Annotated in this window: 13 protein-coding genes and 1 tRNA gene; 3 read left to right on the forward strand and 11 right to left on the reverse strand. The window is 66.2% G+C overall.

What is annotated here, in order from left to right:
• Positions 1 to 170: 170 nt before the first annotated feature.
• Complete coding sequence (locus H8S61_RS10705) at positions 171 to 1,898, forward strand: ABC1 kinase family protein (protein ID WP_186938976.1); 1,728 nt, start codon at positions 171 to 173, stop codon at positions 1,896 to 1,898.
• Positions 1,899 to 1,978: 80 nt separating this feature from the next.
• On the opposite strand, the gene H8S61_RS10710 is transcribed toward H8S61_RS10705, so the two are convergent.
• The 7 genes from H8S61_RS10710 to H8S61_RS10740 all read right to left on the reverse strand — a co-directional run bounded on the left by H8S61_RS10710 (position 1,979) and on the right by H8S61_RS10740 (position 8,600).
• Positions 1,979 to 2,791: a family 1 encapsulin nanocompartment shell protein gene (locus tag H8S61_RS10710; protein ID WP_154332525.1), complete on the reverse strand. Its 813-nt coding sequence runs from the start codon at positions 2,789 to 2,791 to the stop codon at positions 1,979 to 1,981.
• An 85-nt stretch (positions 2,792 to 2,876) separates the two neighbouring features.
• Entirely contained in the window at positions 2,877 to 3,269 is a 393-nt protein-coding gene (locus H8S61_RS10715; RefSeq protein ID WP_244977613.1) for a demethoxyubiquinone hydroxylase family protein, read from the reverse strand.
• 138 nt (positions 3,270 to 3,407) lie between these two features.
• Positions 3,408 to 4,670, reverse strand: a complete 1,263-nt coding sequence (gene uvsE, locus H8S61_RS10720) for a UV DNA damage repair endonuclease UvsE (protein ID WP_186938977.1) — start codon at positions 4,668 to 4,670, stop codon at positions 3,408 to 3,410.
• A gap of 100 nt (positions 4,671 to 4,770) precedes the next feature.
• Positions 4,771 to 5,571 carry a TVP38/TMEM64 family protein gene (locus H8S61_RS10725; protein ID WP_186938978.1) on the reverse strand — a complete coding sequence of 267 codons (801 nt, stop codon included), beginning with the start codon at positions 5,569 to 5,571 and terminating at the stop codon, positions 4,771 to 4,773.
• A gap of 71 nt (positions 5,572 to 5,642) precedes the next feature.
• Complete coding sequence (locus H8S61_RS10730; protein ID WP_186938979.1) at positions 5,643 to 7,268, reverse strand: sensor histidine kinase; 1,626 nt, start codon at positions 7,266 to 7,268, stop codon at positions 5,643 to 5,645.
• On the reverse strand, positions 7,256 to 7,969 hold the full coding sequence (locus H8S61_RS10735; protein ID WP_436231606.1) for a response regulator transcription factor: 714 nt from the start codon (positions 7,967 to 7,969) through the stop codon (positions 7,256 to 7,258). The genes H8S61_RS10730 and H8S61_RS10735 overlap by 13 nt, the downstream gene beginning before the upstream one ends.
• Positions 7,970 to 8,114: 145 nt before the next feature.
• Positions 8,115 to 8,600, reverse strand: a complete 486-nt coding sequence (locus H8S61_RS10740; protein WP_154332522.1) for a universal stress protein — start codon at positions 8,598 to 8,600, stop codon at positions 8,115 to 8,117.
• A 298-nt stretch (positions 8,601 to 8,898) separates the two neighbouring features.
• On the opposite strand from H8S61_RS10740, the gene H8S61_RS10745 reads away from it, so the two are divergent.
• Both H8S61_RS10745 and H8S61_RS10750 read left to right on the forward strand, forming a co-directional pair.
• Positions 8,899 to 10,260 (forward strand): GGDEF domain-containing protein, encoded by a 1,362-nt coding sequence (locus H8S61_RS10745; RefSeq protein WP_186938981.1) that lies wholly within the window; start codon positions 8,899 to 8,901, stop codon positions 10,258 to 10,260.
• The gene (locus H8S61_RS10750) at positions 10,257 to 12,101 is read left to right on the forward strand and encodes a putative bifunctional diguanylate cyclase/phosphodiesterase (protein WP_186938982.1); all 1,845 of its coding nucleotides are present in this window, start codon (positions 10,257 to 10,259) and stop codon (positions 12,099 to 12,101) included. Before H8S61_RS10745 ends, H8S61_RS10750 begins: the two co-directional genes overlap by 4 nt.
• Here the strand turns inward: H8S61_RS10750 and H8S61_RS10755 are convergent.
• From H8S61_RS10755 to H8S61_RS10770, 4 genes are all read right to left on the reverse strand, one after another.
• Complete coding sequence (locus H8S61_RS10755) at positions 12,071 to 12,913, reverse strand: stress response protein nst1 (RefSeq protein ID WP_186938983.1); 843 nt, start codon at positions 12,911 to 12,913, stop codon at positions 12,071 to 12,073. The genes H8S61_RS10750 and H8S61_RS10755 overlap by 31 nt on opposite strands.
• A gap of 136 nt (positions 12,914 to 13,049) precedes the next feature.
• Positions 13,050 to 13,125, reverse strand: a tRNA-Thr gene (locus tag H8S61_RS10760).
• A gap of 81 nt (positions 13,126 to 13,206) precedes the next feature.
• Positions 13,207 to 14,481, reverse strand: a complete 1,275-nt coding sequence (locus H8S61_RS10765) for an ArsB/NhaD family transporter (protein WP_160940908.1) — start codon at positions 14,479 to 14,481, stop codon at positions 13,207 to 13,209.
• A 186-nt stretch (positions 14,482 to 14,667) separates the two neighbouring features.
• Positions 14,668 to 16,017 (reverse strand): polysaccharide deacetylase family protein, encoded by a 1,350-nt coding sequence (locus H8S61_RS10770; RefSeq protein WP_255466567.1) that lies wholly within the window; start codon positions 16,015 to 16,017, stop codon positions 14,668 to 14,670.
• Positions 16,018 to 16,224 lie beyond the last annotated feature (207 nt).

Consider the following 16,224-nt stretch of genomic DNA (forward strand, 5'->3'; position numbering starts at 1 on the left):
ATTTTTGCCACAATTGGCGCCTCGGAGCGACCGGTTGTCGCGTGCTCAGCCCCTGTTCCCTCGGCGTGTCGATTCGCCATCTGCTCGGTGACCGCTCGGCGACTGTGGCGCGCATGCGGCGACAGCGTGGTACGCTGGGCCGTCGAAGACGGTGATCGAGGAGGTGCGGCATGCCCACGCTCAAAGAGGTGGCGCAGGTGGCCGTGGAAGCGCGGCGCGACAAGGGTTCGGGCTCGGGAAAGCGGCTGCGCGAGATCGAGCGCATCCTGCGGCACCATCGCGTGCTGTCGGGCCTCACGCCGCAGGAGGCCACCAGCTTGCTGGAGGACCTCGGCCCCACGTTCGTGAAGATGGGGCAGATCGCGGCGAATCGCAGCGACGTCATTCCTCCCGCGTACGCCGACGCGTTCAAGCGCCTGCGCGCCGACGTGCCGCCCATGCCGTTCTCCACGGTCGTCTCCACCATCGAAGCGTCGCTCGGGCATCCGTGGCAGGAGACGTTCTCGTGCATCGAGGAGCAGCCGCTGGGATCGGCCTCCATCGCGCAGGTGCACAAGGCGTGCATCGCGCCGCACGCGGTGGGCGATGCGGAGGCGGGTTCCGGCACCTCGGCTGCGCCGCTGCCGCCCGACGCCCCGTCCCCGGGGTCGTACGTGGCCATCAAGGTGCGCCGTCCGAACGTGGTCGAGCAGATGACGCAAGACCTGGCGCTCATCCGCCAGGCCGTCGCGCTCGTGGGCCTGACGCGCGCGACCGACGGCATCAAGCTCTCCCTCGACGACCTGGTCGCCGAGCTCGAGCGCACCACGCACCAGGAACTCGATTTCTGCATCGAGCAGCACAACCTCGTGCGGTTCCGCCAGTTCCTCAGCGACCAGCCCGGCGTGGAAAGCCCGCGACCGTACCCGCACATGAGCTCGGACGACGTGCTGGTCATGGACTTCGTCGAAGGCCCCATGATCAACGACGTTCGCGCCCTGCGGCAGCGGGGGATCGATCCGGCGAAGCTGGGCCAGCGCCTCGCCGAAAGCTACGTGACGCAGATCGTGGACAACGGCTTCTTCCACGCCGACCCACATCCCGGCAACATCCTCGTGCGCGGCGACGACATCGTGTGGATCGACCTCGGCATGGTGGGCGAGCTGTCGGCGCTCGAGCGCGCGCTCATCGGGCGCATGTTTCGCGCGGTGGCCGAGAACGACGCCTACGCGCTCATGGAAGCGCTGCTGGGCGCCGCGCGCGCGGAAGGGTCCGTCGACCACGGGCGCCTGCTCAGCCAGCTGGGCAACCTGCTGGTGTCGTACACCACGGTGAACCTGGCCGACATCAACGTGGGATCGGCGCTCATGGACGTGTTCGGCGTGCTGCGGTCGCAGAACCTGGCCCTGCCGCCGTCGTTCACGCTGCTGGCGCGCGGCATGGTCACCATCGAAGGCGTGCTCGTGGACATCGCACCCGACACGAGCGTCATCGACATAATCAGCGACCACGTGAAAAAACGTGCGCGCACGTGGGCGTCGTTCGAGACGAAGGCGCGCGAACTTGCCTCGAGCGCCCTATCGTCGGCCGAAGCCGCGGTGCACCTGCCCACTCAAACGTCTCACACCCTCGACATGGTGAATCGCGGTCAGATCCGCGTCGGGGCCGACCTCGGCATCCCCAACGACGCCATCGCCGCGCTCTACTCCGTCAGCGGCACCGTGGCCATGGCGCTCATCTCCGCCGGCCTCTTCATCGGCTCAAGCCTGCTGGCCACCACGAACATGCATCCCCAGCTGCTGGGCGTCCCCTTGCTCGGCGTGCTGGGCTACCTGGGCGCCTTCGTCCTGGGAGCCTACGTGGTCTGGCGCAACCTCCTCATCCGCCACCGCCAAAAGAACGAGGAGAAGGTGGGCTAGGGCGATCCCTTCTCTATATAATCGTGGAGCCGGCGCGATGCCGGCTCCTGGGGTGCTTGGTGCTTGGAACGCTGGGGCGCTTACGCGAACACCACGATGGAGGCGGGGTCCTTGATGCGCAGGGCGGCCGTTTCCATGATGCGGAACGTGTGGTTAAAGTTCGCGAGCTCCAGGTAGCCCACCGACAGGTCCAGGCCGATGGCGAGGTCGAGGTACTCGGGCTCGGCGCACACGAGCACGGCCTTGCCGGGGCCCATGACGCTGGTCATGTAGACGTTGTCGCCGATGAGCTTCTTGATGCGGTCGATTTCCAGCAGGCCGGTGTTCGGCTGCAGGCGCTGCAGGTCGAGGAACAGGTCGGGCGACACCACGAGCGCGTAGCGGCCGAGGTAGCCGGTCTTGGCCAGCTGCGCCACGCCGGAGGTGACGTCGGCGAAGCTGTTCTCGCCTTGGGACCAGTCGCCCTTCTTGATCTTGGTCGAGCCCTTCACGGTGAGCAGGCCGTCGGCGCCGAGGGTCTTGCTGCCGTTGAGGATGAGGTCGTCTTCGCGGCGCGACGCCTTCTTCGCGGCGGCGATGGCCACGGACAGGTCGAGCGGGTAGCCGGTCTGGGCGGCGTACTCCATGTCGCGGCTGAGCAGGGTGAAGTCCTCGTAGAACAGCGGCAGCTCAAGCTGCGTGCGGCCGACGATGCGGCCGATGCCGTCCTCGAGCACCTCTTCCTTGTTCACGCCGTCGACGGCCACGGTGGTCACGCCGGCGCCCAGCGGGCCGAACACCTTGAGGAAGCGGCGGCAAGTCAGCTGATTGCGGGCCGTGCCCACCACGGTGCTGTCAATGCGGTTCCACAGCTCGACCGAAAGGTCGGCTGATTCGCGAGCGAGGTAGTCCATGCGGGACTCCTTTCTGAGGAAGATGGCACATGCGATGCGTACGAATGTTTCACGTGAAACATTCGTACGTCATCAGCGGAAACGGTTAGGACAGGTCGCCCACGGTGGGGGCGGGGGCGGGCTCGGACGGTGCAGGGGCGATCTCGCCGTCGGTCTTGATGCCGAGCTCGGCCAGCTTCTCCTGCACTTCGCCTTCGCCCTCGAGGAAGAATTCCGTCTCCGTGGGGTCGAGGTGGCGCATCAGCGTGATGAGCTCGCCCATGTGGGCCTTCTCCTCGTCGCGGATGTCGGCGAGCACGGCCTTGGCGGCCGGGTCGTCGGTGGCCTGGTAGTGGGCGTCGTACAGGAAGATGGCTTCAAGCTCGCCGGCGATGTCGATGCGAAGCGCCTGCATGAGCTCGGCGTTCGTCATCTTGCGATCGACGTTGCCTGCAAAGGGGTTGGGGAAACTGGGCATGGGGTCCCTCTCTTTCATCATGATGGTCGATGCTCTTCTCCTGCCCGATATGATACTCCGTTTATCAGGTTTGCGGTGTAACGATAGGGTTATTATTGATAATAGTTCTCAATAACTACACGTTAGGGAAGGGGCCGAACAGGGCGCGCGAGCCGGGGTTCACCGCGTGAAATAGTAAGATTCCAGCAGGTATTCCCGATCGTATTTCTCGGCGAGGACGCGGAGTTTGCGCTTCGCGGCCCGCCGATCGTCGCGTTCCAGCAGGCGCTCGAACGACGCCCGCTCGCGCGGGGTGGCGTGGTCGGACACGTAGCCCCACACGTGCTGCGCGGCGTTGCGGAACGACCCGGGGTCCACGGGCGTGGCGAGCGCGCGTTCGACGGTTTCGTAGAACGGGATGGCCGGCCACGTGCGCTTGTCCTTGAGCAGCGCGCGCAAGGCCAGGTAAGCGGCCTGGTCGTGCTCGAGCACGGCGTACTTGTAGCGCGCCCACTCGCGCTCGAGTTCGGCGAAGCGGCCGCGTTCGCTCGTGCACAGGATGCACTTGAGGGCCGAGAGGTTCTTGTCCTTCACCTCCAGCATGATGTCGGGCATGCCGATGCCTGCGGCGCCGCGATGTTCCGCCAGCTCCCGGTAGAATGCGAGGAAGGGTTCGAGCGCGATCGTGTCGGTGTGGCTTCCCAGCCTGCGGCCGGGAGCTTGCTGCGCGTAGTGCATCTTCTGCACGCCGTCCTCGGGGCCCCAGGTGGCGGCCGCCTCGTCCAGCAGCGTACGCCAATCCGGCGCACCGGGCTCGTGATTCAGCTCGTGGTGGAGGATGTCGAACACCACGGGCGCCCCGGTGGCGCGGCTGAGCGCGAGCGCGTCCTGGGCGGTGAACAGCCGATCGTCGTTCTCGATGACGAGCCGTCGGCGCACCGCGGAGGGAAGCGTGCCGTACGCGTTGGCGAACCGTTCGAGCGCGCGCGGCTTGTCGCCGTACGCGCCGCCCACGTGCAGGACGATCTTGGCGGTCGCGTCCAGCTCAAGCGCGTCGAGGAACGCCGCGTGATACGCCAGGTCGAGCTTCGCGCGCTCAACCACGTCGGCATCGGGCGAGTTCAGCACCGTGTACTGCCCGGGATGCATGCTCAGCCGGATGCGATGGCGCCGCGCCTTGCGCCCGAGCGCCGCCAGCTGCGGCTCGAAATCGTGCACCCAGTCGAGCGCGTTCACGGGGCTCGATCCGAAAGGGATCACGTCCGAGCTGATGCGGAACAGGCGGATGCCGTTCTTCGCCTGGTAGTCCAGCGCGGCGTCGAGCGCGTGCAGGTTGCCGTCGATGACCTGGGCCAGGCGCTCGGGCGTGGCGAGCCGCTGCACCACCGACTGCATGCGCGCCGCAGGCACCGCCAGCGTCTTCGATGCGTAGCCGATGCTCACGATGCCTCCTTTCCCGTCCGATCCGTCCGTTCCATCATACGCGAGCGTCGGAAGAGGCGGGATGCGCGCAGGCCACCGTCGAAGCACGATCCCGTGACGGCTACGCCGCCTCGCCCGAGCCGGCCGCCTCGTCCGCGTCTTCGGCGCTGCGCTTCGCCAGCTTCCGATACGCCACCACGCCCACCGCGGCCAGCACCGCGGTCAGCACGGCCACGAGCGCCGCGCCCAGGTAGTTGCCGTCGCCGAACGCGTCGGCCGCCAGCGTGGACGAGACGATGGAGGGGATGCGCCCCACCGTGGTCAGCGCGACGATGCGTCCGATGGAGCTCGAACCCAGGCCCGCCACGTAGGTGAGCAGGTCTTTTGGCGTGCCAGGAATGAGGAAGCACAGGAACAGCAACAGCTCGAAGCGGCGCGAGTCGCGCAGCCAGCGCATCGAGGTGATCTTCTCGGGCGAGAAGAACAGGCCGACGATGCGCGCACCGAACGAGCGCACGAGCACCATGACCACCGCCGTTCCCAGCGCGCTGGCAACGAGGCACCACAGCGTGCCTTCGAGCGCGCCGAACGCGTAGCCCGCGCCCAGCTCGAGCGGCTCGCCGGGCAGGAACGCGAACACCACCTGCGCCATGTTGGCTAGCACGAAGACGACGCGGCTCAGCCACCCCGTCTCGTCCACCCACGCGCGGAAGCGCGGCGCGTCGGCGACGAACGCCAGCAGCTCGGGGCCGTAGGCGATGCAGAGCGCGCCCAGCCCCGCCGTCAGCGCCAGCAGCCCGACGATCACGGCGACGCGCTTCTTGACGAGCGATCGCCGCTCCCCGTCGGCGGGGGCGTGGCGCTGCTCGGCGGCCTCGCCGAGGGGTGCGTGTTGGCCGCGCAGGGAGGCGACGTCTTCCATGGGATGCTCCGTTTCTCGGGTGCGTTTTCTCGGGTGCGTTCGGTACGCTTCCGATGGTACGGAGCAAATGTCTATCGGCTGTCTACGCTCTCGCACAAACCCAAGGAGAACCGCGCGACCACCCGCGCGCCGCCCTTCTCGCGGTTCTGCAACGCAAGGTCGCCGCCGTGCTTCTCGCACATGAGCGACGCGATGTTCAGCCCCAACCCGAAATGCTCGGCCGAGGGAACCTCGCTGAAGAAGGGCGCGCATCCGCGCTCGAGCGCCGTGGGCGTGAAGCCCGGCCCGTCGTCCTCCACGATGAGCACGAGCGCGCCGTCCCGCACGTCGATACGGGCGTCCACCTGCGACGATGCGTAGCGCATGGCGTTGTTCAACAGGTTTTCGGCCACTTCCCCGACGATGCTCTGATCCACGCACAGCGCGGGCCGCTCGCAGTCGCAGCGCACGCTGACCGACAGCGCGAACGCGCGGTCGGCGCACGCGGCAAGTCCTGCGCCCGCATCGTCGATCATGCCGGCCACCTCGTCGAACGCAGCCGGGCGCGCGACGACGGCGCGATCCTCCAGCTTCTGCAGCCCGCTCATGGCCTGGACGTAGCGCTCGAGGCGCTCCACCTGCGCGGCCAGCGAGGCGACGGAGGCCGCCAGGCGCTCGGCGGGCGCGTCGCCGGCCTGCACGTGCGCCTCGAGCAGCTCGATCTTGCCCTTGAGGATGGTGAGCGGCGTGCGCAGGTCGTGGGCGAACGCCGCGTTCAAGCGCTTGCGCTCTTCGGCCGTGCGCCATAGCGCGCGCTGCGACTCGGCCAGTGACGCCCGCATGGCCTCGAACGACGTGGCAAGGTGCCCCAGCTCGTCGTCGCGGTCGTACGATACCGAGAACTCGAGGTTCTGCTCGGCGATGTTCTTCGCCGCCCGGTCGAGCACGGCGAATCCGGGTTCGAGGCGCTTGCCGAAGAAGCGCCGCGCCGCCGCGAAGATGCACAGGCCGAACCACAGGGGGAACATGAGGAACGTCAGCAGCCCGAACAGGGTGGACAGCGCTTGCGCCCCCTCGGAAGGGGGCGTGTTCAAGTAGTAGCCCACCGCGGACGTGAGCAGCCCGACGGTGTCGCCGTCCTGGCCGTCGCCGCCGAAGAACGACGCGTAGGGGCTGTCGGGGTTGGCGACCAGCCAGGCGTCGAAGCGCTCGCGCGCCAGCGCGTCGTAGGCGGGCAGCTCGGCGGGCGTGAGCTCGGCGTCTTCGGGCAGCTCGGGCAATCCCGACGTTTCGGGCGTCTCGATGCTGAGGGCGCCGTCCTCGTCGCTGGCCGAGCCGTAGAGGTACGTGCCCGCCGTGTACTGGTAGTCGCTCGCATCGGTGATCTCGACGAGCGACGACAGGTCCACGAGCGGCATCTCGCTCACGTCGCCGCGCACGGTTTGGACGAACACGCTGCTGCCGTTCTCGTCGATGTCCACGGCGCGTGCGGGAACGAGCACCTCGTTCTGCGCGTCGTAGAGGTACAGCCCCGACACCTCGTACGCGTCCTCGGTCGCGCTGTGCTGCAACGCGCTGAACATGCCGGCCGTCACGGTCGACATCACCAGCGCCAGCAGCAGGAACCCCAGCATGTACACCATGAACGAGGTTTTGAGCGACACGTTGTGCCACCGTGCGCGCAGCGCGTCGAGGCGCCCGCCGCTCACGCGCGCCACCGGTACCCCATGCCCCACACGGTTTCGACCGGGTCGGGCGCGGCGCCTGCCGCGGCCAGCTTCTTGCGGATGCGCCGGATGTGCTCGGTCACCACCTGCGAGTCGCTCTCGTTCTCCCAGCCGCCCACGCGCTCGTGGATGCGGTCGCGTTCGAACACCTGGCCGGGATGCTTCGACAGGAACGCGACGATGTCGAACTCGCGGCGCGTGAGGTCCACGGGCTGCCCCGCTACCGTCACGGTGCGGGAGCGGTAGTCGATGGCGATGTCGCCGTCGAAGCGCACCTCGGCGCGCACGTGGTGGCGGTTGTCGCGGGCGAGGTGCGCTTTCACGCGCGCGCCCAGCACGGCCAGCGAGAACGGTTTCAGCACGTAGTCGTCGGCGCCGGCCTCGAAGCCCTCCAGCGCGTCGACGTCTTCGACGCGCGCCGTGAGAAACAGGATGGGGCAGGTGAGGTGCTCGCGCAGGCGGCGGCATACGGCGTAGCCGTCCATGAGCGGCATGCCCACGTCCAGCACGATGAGGTCGGGGTTCTGCTCGGCGCGTTTGAGCGCGGACGCGCCGTCCCCGGCGGTGAGCACGCGATAGCCCAGCCCCGTGAAGTACTCGTCCAGCAGCGCGACGATCTCGGGTTCGTCGTCGACCACGAGCAGCGTGGCTTCGCCGCCCCGCTCGATCGCTGCAGCTTCCTGTCCGCTCACGTTCGCTTCGCTCCTTCGCATTCGACTTGTCGCACACGGGGCGAAGCATAGCATGAGAATGTCAAGAAACCATCAACGCGCCCGAGCGGGGTCGGCATGCCGTCCGTCCTGCCGCCGCCTTCAAGCGGCTGCCTTCAAGCGGCCGCTACTCGTTCGTGCCTTCCTTGACGATGAGCACCGGCACGTCGGCGTTGCGCAGCACGTAGCTGCTGACGCTTCCCAGGATGCCGCGCAGCGCACCCAGCCCGCGCGAGCCCATGACGATGAGGTCGCACAGGTTGTCGATGGCGTACGTCACGATCTGCCCGCCCGGCTGCGTCTCCTGCAAAAGCTCGATGTACACCTTGTTCATGAGCCCGGTCAGCAGCGGATCGATTTCGCGATGCAGGGCTTTGCTCGCTTCCTCGGTGACTTCCTCGTAGGTTTTCTGGAGCGTCGCCGACGACGCCACGGTCTGCTCGTCGCGGCCTTCGGCTTCCAGCTTGTCGATGGCAAGCTGGTCGGTGTCGATGATCTGCACGATGCGCAGCGTCAGGCCGGGGTCGTCCTTCGCGAACCGCACCGCTTCGGAAAGCGCTGCCCGGGCGGAAGCCGATCCGTCGTAGGGAATCATGATGTTGTCGTACAGCATGGTGCATCCTCTCTCGCGAAGGCCGCTCGATGCGTCCAGTATACCAGCCGCGCGCGAAACGGGGCCGCCGCGCGGTGCGCTCGCGGGCGACTGGCACCGGGTTGTCATCTTTTCAGGGGACATAGAAATACGTGAAAGTCAAGCCAATTCCGATTGCATTTACCCTGATGGGCGCATTGAAGAACCGGCGTTTGACTGGTATGATCAAACGCGTATGTTCTCCTACGAGACTGGGCTGCCGATGCGTCCCCCGGACGCGTCGAGGACGCCGGGGGAGACGAACAGATACGAGGACACGATGGACGATCGTGATATTGCGGCACTCTTTTGCGAGGAAAGCCAGAGCGCGATTTACGCGTGCGACCCCGATTCGTACGAGCTCGTGTACCTCAACCGCGCTTCCCTCGCCCTCTACCGTCCCGAGGGCGATTACCACGGGCAGCTTTGCTTCCGCGCGCTGCACGGCCGAAGCGAGCCCTGCCCGTTCTGCACGATGCAGAAGCTCTCGTCCGAAGGCGAGTTGAGCTACGGCCGCTACGACGAGCGGCTCGACCGCCATTTCCTCTGCCGCGACAAGCTCGTCGACATCGGCGATGGCCTGGTGCGGCTGCAAATTGCGAACGATTCCACGCTTGAAGTGGAGGAACGCCGCAGCCTCGAGGCGCGTCTCGCCGTCGAGAAAACGCTCGTGCAGTGCGCTCAGATGCTCTCGAGCGACGCGAGCGGCGGCGACGGGCTGAACGACCTGCTGCGCATCATCGGCGAGTTCTACGATGCCGACCGAGCCTATCTGCTCGAGTCGTCGTTGAACGCCACGCTGGTCTCCAACACGGTGGAGTGGTGCGCCGACGGGGTGGAGCCGCAGATCGACTTCGTTCAGAACGTGCCGCTGTCCGAATTCCAGCGTTGGACCGACCTCTTCGACGAGGTGGGCATGGTGCGCATCGTCGACTTGGAGCACACGGTCGATCATGATTCGATGGAATACGAAGTCCTCGCCCCGCAGGGCATCACCGACCTGCTGGTCGCGCCGCTGTACGAGGGCGGCGGCATCATGAGCGGCATGCTGGGCATCGACAACCCGCATCGCAACATCGACGAAGCGGGCCTGCTGCGCTCGCTCACCTACTTCGTGCAGAACGATCTGGAGAAGCGCCGGCTGCTCAGCCGGTTGGGCGAGCTGTCGCACACCGACGGGCTCACCGGGGTGGGCAATCGCAACAGCTACATCGAACGCCTGGTGAGCTTGGTGGACCAGCGTCCCCAGACGTTCGGCGTCGTGTTCGCCGACATCAACGATCTCAAGCTGGAGAACGACACGCGCGGCCACTCCTTCGGCGACGCGATGATCCGGCGCGCGGGCCAGCTGGTGCGCGACCTGTTCCCCCGCGATGCGTACCGCATCGGCGGCGACGAGTTCGTGGCGTTCTGCGTGGATGCGACGAAGGAGGAGTTCGACGAGCGCGTGCGCCGGCTGAGCGAACTGGCCGAATCCGACGGGTCGCTGACCATATCGGTGGGCTCGTCGTGGAGCGATGATCAGGAAGCGCCGGGCGACCTGGTGATTCGCGCCGATCGACTGATGTACGAGCAGAAGCGGTGGTATCACCGCACCGCTCGAGGACACGGCCCCGGCAGCGAAGCGGGTGGTTTCGCGTGAAGCGGAAGGTGTCGGGAAGAGGTCTGATCGTCGTCGTGCTGTGGGTGCTCGGCGCGATCATGCTCATCGCGTTCTTGATGCAGGTGCGCAGTTTCGCGGGCATCATCAACGACTCCGGCGTGGTGCGCGGCGGCACGCAGCGCGTCGTGAAGATGGAGCTGGAAGGCGAGCACGCCGACAAGACCGAAGCGCGCGTGTCGATGCTGCTGACGGAGCTCAAGCAGGGCGAAGAGGCGCGTCCCTTCAAGGGGTCGGAAACCAGCGACTACATGCTCAGCATCGAGGCGGTCGAGCGTCAGTGGGGCCTGATCCTCGACGAGATCGACCGCATCGACCAGGGAGCCGGCTCGAAGGAGACGCTGCTCGCGCTCAGCGAGACGCATTTCGAGCTGGCCGACAAGATGGTGATGGCGGCGCAGACGCGCGCCGAGCACGACTTCCTGCTCATGGGCATCATCTGCGCGGCGCTGTTCCTGCTGGCGGCCACCATCATGCTGTTCATGCGCAACGACCGTATCGCCAAGCTGCGTGCCGCCTACTTCGTCGACTCGCTGACGAACCGCAAGAACATGCTGGCGTTCGAGGAGCAGGCGGCGGAAGTGGCGGCCGGCGCCGAGGACGGCGCGTTTCTCGTGGTATACACGAACGTCTCGAACTTCCGCTACGTGAACGAGTCGTACGGCTACGATGTGGGCGATCGGCTCATCGTCACGCTGGCGCGCCTGCTCGACGGCGCGTGCGGGCGCAACGAGCTGGCCGCTCATGCGAACGCCGATCACTTCGTGCTGCTGCTGCGCGCCGAGCCGAATCGGGTGGAGCGGCTGTGCGAGGTCATCGAGGAAAAACTGCGCGAGGCCCCGGATCTGCACTTCGCGAACATGCTGTCGTTCGGATGCGGCGTGTGCGCGATGACGAAGGCGACCGGCACCATCCCCGCAGCCGTCAGCAACGCCATCGCCGTGCTGAAGGGCGCGGGCGATTCCGGCAAGGTGGCCTATTTCGACGACGCGTTTCGCGCGGGCGTGGAGCAGAAGAACCGCATCGAGCAGCGCATGGACTACGCGCTGTCCCAGCACGAGTTCCTGCTGTACCTGCAGCCGAAGAACGATCTTGCCGACGGGTCGCTCGTCGGCGCGGAGGCGCTGTGCCGCTGGGAGTCCGAGGACATGGGCTTCCTGCCGCCCGACGAGTTCATCCCTGTGTTCGAGAAGAACGGCTTCATCGTGCAGCTAGACTTCCTCATGCTCACGCGCGTGTGCCAATGCTATCCGCTCATGCCGCCCGACGGCGACGAGGCGCTCGTGGTGTCGGTGAACTTCTCGCGCGTCACCGTGCTGCGCGAGGGCTTCGAGGAGCGGCTGGTGCGCATCGTGGACGGCGCACACGTGCCGCGCGCATGCATCGAGATCGAGGTCACGGAAAGCGCGTTCGTCGTGAACGAGGACGCGGTCATCGACAAGCTCATCTCGCTCAAACGATGCGGGTTCCGCCTGGCGATGGACGACTTCGGCACGGGGTACTCGTCGCTCAACCTGCTGCGGAAGCTTCCCATCGACGTGCTGAAAATCGACCGCGGCTTCCTGTACGAGGACGCGGAGACGGGGCGCACGCGCGCGGTGCTCAAGGGCGTGGTCGATATGGCCAACGACCTGGGGCTGACGACGGTGTGCGAGGGCGTGGAAACCTGGGAGCAGGTGGCCATGCTGCACGAGCTGGGCTGCGACGTGGGCCAGGGGTACGTGTACTCGCGACCGCTGCCGCTTGATCAATTCCGCGAAAAATTCGCCACGGGGGGGGGGGCGTCTAATTCCTATGCCGAAGCTGGAGGAACGAACTCGTAGCTTGTTTGGGAGCTTGTCCCTTCCAGCAGCGTTTCGCCGCGCTTGACGAAGCTGAAATGCGCCGGCACGGCCGGGCTCTCGTGGATCGTGCGGTCCATCAGGCCCTGGGCGGGCGCTTGCAGCCCGTGCCCGCGGTCGTCGAGCACTTCCACCCGCAGGCTCATGTCGCCTTGCCGCACGTCGGCGATCATGGGCGTGTGCTCCACGATGTGCACCCCGCGATACGTGGCGAAGCGGTACTCCTTCGCGCCGAGGGTGACCACGCCGATGCAGCCGGTGAAGCGGATCGGGCCCAGCGGTATCTCGGCGATGGCCAGCATGAGCGACGCGTCGCGCTGCGCGTCGAGGCACTGCACCCAGAAGTAGCTGCTGGGGAACGTGTGGCCCCGGTCGCCCTCCATGTAGCCCAGCCCGTCGTGCAGCTCCATCGTGGCGCCGTTGAGGCAGACCGACCCCGACACCAGGTGGCGCATGCTGAACACCGTGTGCTTCGTCTCCATCGGGAGGTGCGCGAACGGGCCCATGATGTCGGAGCGCAGCGGCAGCAGGTTGTAGTAGCGTACGGTGCCCGTCAGCTCGAAGTCCGGCTCGCTGATGTGCAGGTACATGCCGTACGGCGTGAACAGGTTGGCGCCCACGCGCATGGTGTCGCCTTCGTGGTGGAACGCCTCCAGCGGGTACGGCACGAAGCGCGACCCGCGGTTCGTGACCACCTGAACGAACGCCGAATCCTGCGCGCGTCCCGGTATGACGGCCAGCACGTCGTCGCCCCGCTGCTGCTTCATGTACCAGCCCTCGTAGTACGGCTTCATGGCGCGCTCCTTCAGTCGAGTTTCGGCCGATACTAGCATCGCGCCGCGCCCAGTCGCGGAAGCGTAAAGGAGGCGGAGGGGGATGGTGAGAAAAGAAACAGGCCGCCGGGTTTCCCTGGCGGCCTGATCTTGTTCGTGGAGCCAACGAGCGGATTCGAACCGCTGACCTACGCATTACGAGTGCGTTGCTCTACCAGCTGAGCCACGTTGGCATACGGCTTCTAAGCGAAGCGCGAGTAAGCAGTATATCGGAACCCCCGCACTCCCGCAAGGGGTTCCGACGAATTTTCGGACTACGCCGGGGGGAAGCGTATGACCAGGTATACGCCGGCAATCAGGATGGTGAGCAGCATGATGGGGAAGCCGGTTTTGAAGAACTTCGCGAACGTGATCTCGTAGCCGTGCTTCTTGCTGATGTCGGACAGCACCACGTTGGCGCTGGCGCCGATGAGCGTGCCGTTGCCGCCCAGGCACGCGCCCAGCGAGACGGCCCACCACAGCGGCGTGACGTCCATGCCGGTGGACTCCATGGCCAGCAGGATGGGGATCATCGTGGCCACGAACGGGATGTTGTCCAGGAAGCTGGAGATCACAGCCGAGCCGATGAGCAGCACGAGCATGGTGATGAACACGTTGCCGCCGGTTGCGTCGATCAACCCGTTCGCCAGCATGCCGATGACGCCCGTCTCGGCCAGCGCGCCCACAATGACGAACAGGCCGGCGAAGAACGACAGCGTGGTCCACTCCACGTTCGACAGCGCCTCCTCGATGCTCTCGCCCGAGATCAGCATGATGACGCCCGCCGCGCCCAGCGCGATGATGCACGATTCCAGGCCGAGCGCGCCGTGCGCCATGAAGCCGATGACCACGATGATCGTCATGACCACGCTCTGCTTGAGCAGGCGCATGTTCTTGATCTGCTGGTGCTCGTCCAGATCCATGATGCGCTGGCGATGCTCGTCGTCCACGTGCATCTTGCGGCCGTACATCACGTAGAACACGCCCAGCACGGCGATAAGAATAAGCACCACGGCCGGCGCGTCGTACAGGATGAAGTCGAAGAACGAGAACCCGGCCGCCGATCCGATCATGATGTTGGGCGGGTCGCCGATGAGCGTGGCGGTGCCGCCGATGTTCGACGCGAGGATCTCGGTCATGAAGAACGGGATGGGGTTGATGTCGAGCAGCTTGCACACCGTCAGCGTCATGGGGCCGATGAGCAGCACGGTGGTCACGTTGTCGAGGAACGCCGAAAGCACGGCCGTGAGCAGCACGAACAGCAACATGATCTTCCACGGGTCGCCCTTGGCGACGCGCGCGCACTTGATGGCAAGGAACTCGAACACGCCTGACAGCTTCACCACCGACACGAACAGCATCATGCCCAGCAGCACGCCCAGCGTGTTGAAGTCGATGTGCTCCATCGCCGCGTCGAACGGCATGACGTGCAGCGCAAGCACGATCATCGCGCCGGTGATGGCCGCGAGCGAACGGTGCAGCTTCTCGGTCATGATGGTGAACATGACCACCACGAACACCGCGATGGCTACGATTTGATTAACGTCCATGAAGCACCGCCCGACCCCTCGTTTCGACATGGTCGCGACCATGTACGACCAACGCGCTTTACTATAGCAATGTCAGGGATGCGCAGACAGATGATTTCGGCAATGTTTGTCGCCAAAGGCGTGACGTTTTTCAGCAAACGGCTCGGAGGCCGCGTTTGCCCGGCGAGCGGTTGCGTCGCCGCCCCTTTACGACAGCGGGTAGCTGAGCAGCTCGTCCATGGTGATGAAGCGGTAGCCCTGCGACTTGAGGTAGGGGAGCGCGTCTTTGAGCGCCTCGACCGTTTGCGAGCGGTCGCCGCCGCCGTCGTGCATGAGGACGATGGCGCCCGGCCACGCGTTCTTGATCTGGTCGGCGATGGCGCCCGCGCCGGGCTTGCGCCAGTCTTGCGAGTCGATGTTCCAGCCAATCTCGGCGCTGATCAGGGGGCCGATGTTGCGCATGACGTCCTCGCCGTAGTTGCCGCCCGGCGTGCGGAACACGTGGCTGGCCTCGGCGCCGGTGGCGGCCTCGATGGCCTCGTAGCCCTTCTGCACCTCTGCCACCTGGTCTTCCGGCTTCATGTAGCCGAGGTTCACGCTTTGGCCGTCGCCGGCGGCGTGGTCGTACGAATGCGTGCATATCTGGTGGCCCTCGGCGGCGGCGCGCTTCACGAGGTCGACGCCCTCTCCGTCGATGCGATTGCCCACGGTGAAGAACGTGGCCTTGGCCCCGTTCTCGGCCAGCACGTCGAGCACGGCGGCGGTGGTTTCGGGCCAGGGGCCGTCGTCGAACGTGAGGGCCACCACCTTGTCGTCGCCCACGTCGGGCGACACGTTGCGCCGCACCACGTTGACGGGCTCCTGCGTCACCTCTTCGGTGGCGATCCCGGACATCGAGCCGGTTTTCGTGCGCTTCACGCCGTCGGCGCCTTGGCCCTCGATCAGGTGGATGGGCCCGCGGCCCTCTTCCTCGTGGGTGAAGGGAATGGCGGCCTCGACCGTTTCCGACGGCTCCTCGATGGGGCTGCCGTCGCCCAGTTCCACCACGTCTCCGCTGGCCAGCTTCGCGTTGATATCGGTGGTGGCCTCGCCGTTGATGGTGGCGTGGAACGGTTCGCCCTTGCCTTCCTCCAGCACCGAGCCGTCCACGGCCACGAGGTCGCCCGGCTTCGGCTTGATGCCGCTGGCGTGCAGCGCGTCGCTCAGCGTTTTGCTGCCGCCCACGTCGATGCTCGATCCGTTCAACGTGATGGAGGCGGGCAGGCTTTGCACGACGAAGTACGCCCCGATGCCGAAGGCGACCAGCACCAGCAGGCTGGCCACGATGCCGAGGGCGCGGCGCCCCGTGCGTTTCGGCCGCGCCTGCACGCGACGATAGCGATCGAAGTCTTGGTAGGGGGAGGCGGCGTCGCGCGCCGTCGTCGACGTCCGGGGACGAGGATACGTCGAAGCGGGTCGGCGGTAGGCTTCGTCAGGGCGCGCGAAATCGGAGCGGCGAGGCTCGTGGCCACCGCTCTCGCGCGTTGGAAACAAGTCGTCGAAACTGCGCTCGGTCATACCCTATCCCTCAAGAGGCGCATCGCCTTCATGTGCGTGCCGCATCGCGCGGCCGTCCCATTAACATACCGTACCAGTATGCTTCTATCAAATAACCGTTGGGTAAAGAATTCCGTGTCTCTACTCTTAATTGAAGAGGGCGACCGACTGATGAGGGGCTATTCCGCATGTCGGCCTGCGTGCGACCGTCCTGAAATTTGTATGGAG

This window comes from Eggerthella hominis (genome assembly GCF_014287365.1).
GTDB lineage: Bacteria > Actinomycetota > Coriobacteriia > Coriobacteriales > Eggerthellaceae > Eggerthella > Eggerthella guodeyinii.

Coding starts and splice junctions, on each gene's coding strand:
- H8S61_RS10705 (WP_186938976.1), top strand. CDS start 171: ATGCCCACGCTCAAAGAGGTGGCGCAGGTGGCCGTGGAAGCGCGGCGC.
- H8S61_RS10710 (WP_154332525.1), bottom strand. CDS start 2,791: ATGGACTACCTCGCTCGCGAATCAGCCGACCTTTCGGTCGAGCTGTGG.
- H8S61_RS10715 (WP_244977613.1), bottom strand. CDS start 3,269: ATGATGAAAGAGAGGGACCCCATGCCCAGTTTCCCCAACCCCTTTGCA.
- H8S61_RS10725 (WP_186938978.1), bottom strand. CDS start 5,571: ATGGAAGACGTCGCCTCCCTGCGCGGCCAACACGCACCCCTCGGCGAG.
- H8S61_RS10740 (WP_154332522.1), bottom strand. CDS start 8,600: ATGCTGTACGACAACATCATGATTCCCTACGACGGATCGGCTTCCGCC.
- H8S61_RS10745 (WP_186938981.1), top strand. CDS start 8,899: ATGGACGATCGTGATATTGCGGCACTCTTTTGCGAGGAAAGCCAGAGC.
- H8S61_RS10755 (WP_186938983.1), bottom strand. CDS start 12,913: ATGAAGCCGTACTACGAGGGCTGGTACATGAAGCAGCAGCGGGGCGAC.
- H8S61_RS10765 (WP_160940908.1), bottom strand. CDS start 14,481: ATGGACGTTAATCAAATCGTAGCCATCGCGGTGTTCGTGGTGGTCATG.
- H8S61_RS10770 (WP_255466567.1), bottom strand. CDS start 16,017: ATGACCGAGCGCAGTTTCGACGACTTGTTTCCAACGCGCGAGAGCGGT.